This window comes from Streptomyces racemochromogenes (assembly GCF_044129415.1).
In the GTDB taxonomy this organism is placed as follows: Bacteria; Actinomycetota; Actinomycetes; order Streptomycetales; family Streptomycetaceae; genus Streptomyces; species Streptomyces racemochromogenes_A.
In genome coordinates this window covers 1-4,708 of the sequence record NZ_JBBDHD010000244.1, presented here as the reverse complement: position 1 = coordinate 4,708, position 4,708 = coordinate 1, and the positions used below count along the sequence as shown (strand labels likewise).

Annotated in this window: 2 protein-coding genes; both read right to left on the bottom strand. The window is 75.1% G+C overall.

The features are described 5' to 3' along the window. Nucleotides 1-1,546 (bottom strand): type I polyketide synthase (locus WDV06_RS36270; RefSeq protein ID WP_395514066.1); only part of this gene is annotated, 1,546 nt, incomplete at its 3' end. Nucleotides 1,547-1,658: 112 nt separating this feature from the next. Next, on the bottom strand, nt 1,659-4,708 hold a 3,050-nt coding region (locus tag WDV06_RS36265; RefSeq protein ID WP_395514065.1), incomplete at its 5' end, for a type I polyketide synthase.

The window sequence follows — 4,708 nt, the reverse complement described above, 5'->3', positions numbered from 1 at the left end:
CCGCCACCTCGGCCAAGGACACCCCCTCGGCACCCTCCACGAACCCCGCCAGCCGCTCCGCCTGCCCGGCCAGCGAGACAGCGGTGCGCGCCGACACCACCAGCGGCACCACACCACCCGCCACCGGCCCCGCCTCCGCGAGCTCCTCCACGGGGGCCTCCTCAGGGGCCTCCTCCAGGATCAGGTGCGCGTTCGTTCCGCTCACCCCGAAGGACGAGACGCCCGCGCGGCGCGGCCGTCCGGTGCGCGGCCACTCCCGCGCCTCCGTCAGCAGCTCCACCGCGCCCGCCGACCAGTCCACCTGGCTCGTGGGCTCCTCCGCGTGCAGGGTCGGGGGGATCACCCCGTGGCGCAGCGCCTCCACCATCTTGATGACGCTGCCGACGCCCGCGGCGGCCTGCGTGTGACCGATGTTGGACTTCAACGAACCCAGCCACAGCGGCCGCTGCGGGTCCCGGCCCTTGCCGTAGGTCGCGAGCAGCGCCTGCGCCTCGATCGGGTCGCCCAGCGCCGTACCCGTGCCATGGCCCTCCACCACGTCCACGTCGGAGGCGGAGATCCCGGCGCTGGCCAGCGCCCCGCGGATGACGCGCTGCTGGGACGGACCGTTGGGGGCGGTCAGACCGTTCGAAGCCCCGTCCTGGTTGACGGCGCTGCCGCGCAGCACCGCCAGCACCTTGTGCCCCTTCTCGCGGGCCACCGACAGCCGCTCCAGCAGCACCACGCCGACGCCCTCGGCGAGCCCCATGCCGTCCGCGCCGTCGGCGAACGCCTTGCAGCGGCCGTCGGTCGCCAGGCCCCGCTGCCGGGAGAAAGCCATGAAGGAGCCGGGGGTCGCCATCACCATCGCACCGCCGGCGAGGGCCATCGAGCACTCGCCGCGCCGCAGCGACTCGGCGGCGAGGTGCATGGCGACGAGCGACGAGGAGCAGCCGGTGTCGATCGACAGCGCCGGCCCCTCGAAGCCGAAGACGTACGACACCCGGCCCGAGGCCACGCAGGACGCCGCTCCGGTGCCCGCGAAGCCCTCGACCTCCGGCGGCACCACTCCGGCGCCGGCGCCGTAACCCTGGCCGGAGACCCCGGAGAACACGGCGACGTCCGCGCCCTTGAGCGCGAACGGGTCGATGCCGGCCCGCTCCAGGGCCTCCCAGGAGGTCTCCAGCAGCAGCCGCTGCTGCGGGTCCATGGCGAGCGCCTCACGCGGGGAGATCCCGAAGAACCCGGCGTCGAACAGGCCCGCGCCCTCCAGGAAACCGCCCTGGTCGGTGTACGAGGTGCCGGCGTGGTCGGGGTCCGGGTCGACGAGGCCGTCCAGGTCCCAGCCGCGGTCCTCGGGGAAGCCGGAGACCGCGTCGACGCCGTCGGCCACCAGCCGCCACAGGTCCGCGGGCGAGGACACACCGCCGGGGTAGCGGCAGGCCATGGAGACGATGGCGATCGGCTCGCGCGCCTGGTCCTCGACCTCGCGCAGCCGCTTGCGGACATCGCGGGCGTCGGCGATGGCCTTCTTGAGGTAGTCGCGGAGTTGTGCCTCGTCAGCCACTGGATTCAGCTCCAAGGAAAGGTGATGTGAGCAATTGCTGTGGGGGCCCGCACCGGGTGCGGGAGGGGGGACGGCCGGGCACGCCCCTGCGGGTCCGGCCGTCCGGTCCGGCTCAGTCGAGCCGGTCGAAGATCGCGAACAGCTCTTCGTCGTCGGCGGTTTCGAGATCCTCGTCGGAGGCGTCCGCACCTCCCGGCGCGGTGCCCGGACGGCCCGCCGCCTCGGCTGCCTTCAGCAGTTCCCGCAGGCGTACGGTGATCCGCCCGCGCGCCTCCTCGTCGGCGGCGGCGTTCTCGATGGCCGCCTCCAGACCGGTGAGGCCGGCCAGCACCGGATCGGCCGGGGACGCCTCCTCGACGGCGCACTCCTGGCGCAGGTGTCGGGCGAGCACCAGCGGGCTGGGGTAGTCGAAGACCAGCGTCGCCGGGAGCTTCAGCCCCGTCGCCTCGCGGACCCGGTTGCGGAGCTCGACCGAGGTGAGCGAGTCGAACCCGGCTTCCTTGAACGCCGTCTCGGCCCGGAGTCCGCCCGGACCGGTGTGCCCGAGCACGGCCGCCGCCTGGGTGCGGACCAGGTCGAGGAGCAGGGCCTCCTGCTCCGCTGCGGTGAGCCCGGCGAGCCGGTCGGTGAGGTTCCGGGTCTCCTGGCCCGTACCGCCCGCCCTGGCCTGCTGCCGGCCCGCGGGGACCAGGCCGCGCAGCAGGGGCGGTACGCCGCCGCCGGCCGCCGCGTCGGCCCGTACCGCACGCAGGTCCACGTTGACCGGGACCAGGAGCGACTGCGCCGATGCCAGGGCGGCGTCGAAGAGCTCCATGCCCTCGGCGGATCCGAGCGCCTGCACGCCGCCGCGTCCCTCGCGCCGGCTCATCCGGTTCTTGGTGAGCTCGTCGATGTTGGTGGCCATGCCGGTGACCTGCTCCCAGGGGCCCCAGGCCAGGGAGAGGCCCGGCAGGCCGGCGGCCCGCCGGTGGTCCATCAGCCCGTCGAGGAAGGCGTTGGCGGCCGCGTAGGCGCCGCTGCCTGCGCCCATGAAGACGGAGGAGGCGGAGGAGTAGACGACGAACGCGTCCAGGTCCAGGCCCCGCGTGAGCTCGTCGAGGTGCGTGACCGCGTCGGCCTTCGGCGCGAACACCCCGGCCAGCCGCTCCGGAGTCAGGGTCCCGATGACGCCCGGATCGAACACACCGGCGGTGTGCACGACCCCGGTGAGCGGGTGCTCGGCCGGTACGGACGCCAGGAGTGCTTCTGCCTGCTCCCGGTCGGAGAGGTCGCAGGCGACCACGGACACGGTGGCGCCCTGCTCGCCCAGTTCGGCGACGAGTTCCCGGACGCCTTCGGCCTGCGGGCCGCGACGGCTCGCCAGCAGCAGGTGCCGTACGCCGTGCCGGGCGACCAGGTGCCGGGCCGCGAGCGCGCCCAGCGAACCGGCACCCGAGACCAGGACGGTGCCCTCCGGCGCGAAGACCGCGGCGGCCTCCGCCGCCGACGCTGCCGCGCGGGCCAGGCGCGGCACGAACAGGGCCGTCCCGCGCACCGCCACCTGCGGCTCACCGCAGGCCAGCACGGCGGCGAGGACGGAGTCCAGCACCGAATCCGTACCGCCTTCGGCGAGCGGGTCGACGTCGACGAGGACGATCCGGTCGGGGTGCTCGGCCTGCGCGGCCCGTACGAGACCCCACACCGCCGACCCGGCCGGGTCGGTCACCGCACCGCTCTCCCCGGCCGGCACCGCACCCCGGGTGGCCACGACCAGCCGGGAGTCGCCCAGGCCGGTGCCCGCCAGCCACGCCTGGACGGCCCCCAGCACACGGGAGGTCAGCTCCAGCGCGGAGCCCGACCCGCCGACGGCCTCCAGGACCGGCACCACCGCGGTTGCGGCGCCTCCGGCCAGGGCCGCCACATCGGCGGCGTTGGTCACCGGCAGCCACGACGGACCGGAGTCCGCCCCGTCGGCCGCGGCCGTCTCGGTCCACTCCACCCGGAAGAGGGAGTGGGCGGCCGCGGCGTCGGCCGCGGCACCGAGCCGCTCGACGTCGACCGGTCGCAGGACCAGCGAGTCCAGGGTCATCACCGGGCTGCCGGTCTCGTCTGCGGCCTGGAAGGACAGCGCGTCCGGACCGCTCGGCGCGACCCGCACCCGCAGGGCGGATGCCCCGGCGGCGTGCAGGGCCAGCCCGTTCCACGCGAACGGCATCACCGGCTCGCCGGACTCCTCGTCGGCCGTGCTCGCCGCGGCGCTGAACGTCCCGGTCTGGAGGGCCGCGTCCAGGAGCGCGGGGTGCAGACCGAACGCGGCGGCTTCCTTGCGCTGCTCCTCGGGCAGGGCGACCTCGGCGAACAGCTCCTCCCCGCGCCGCCAGACCGCCCGCATGCCCTGGAACGTGGGCCCGTAGGCGTACCCCATCTCGGCGAGCAGGGCGTAGCCGGCACTGATGTCGACCTGCTGCGCACCGGCCGGGGGCCAGGCCGCGAAGTCGAACCCCCTGCCGGCGGGGCGGGCGGTGGCGGACAGCATGCCGGTGGCGTGCCGCGTCCAGCCGTCGCCGTCGGTGGCGTCCTCGCGGCGGGAGTAGATCTCCACGGTGCGCGCGCCGCTCTCGGCGGGCGCACCGACCGCGACCTGGAGCCGTACGCCGCCGTGGTCGGGGACGACCAGCGGCGTCTCGGTCACGAGCTCCTCCAGGAGCCCGCAGCCGGCCTCGTCACCGGCGCGCACGGCCAGCTCCACCAGCCCGGTGCCGGGGAGGAGCACGAGGCCGCCGACACGGTGGTCGCCGAGCCAGGGGTGGGTGCGCAGGGACAGGCGGGAGGTGAAGACCAGGCCGTCGGACTGCGGGAGCTGAACGACCGCGCCGAGCAGCGGGTGGTCGGCCTCGGCCTGGCCGAGGGAGGCCGCGTCGGTGGCCGACTCGGCGAGGTGGAGCCAGTAGTGCTGGTGGTCGAAGGCGTACGTCGGCAGCTCCACGCGCCGGACGGGCTGCGGCAGGACACCGCTCCAGTCGAGGTCGACACCGCGGACGAACAGCTCGGCCATGGAGGTGAGCAGGCGGCGCATACCGCCGTCCCCGCGGCGCAGGGAGCCGGTCACCACGACCTCGGTGTCCGTGCCGTCGACGGTCTCGTTGATCGGCTGGACCAGCACCGGGTGGGCACTGACCTCGA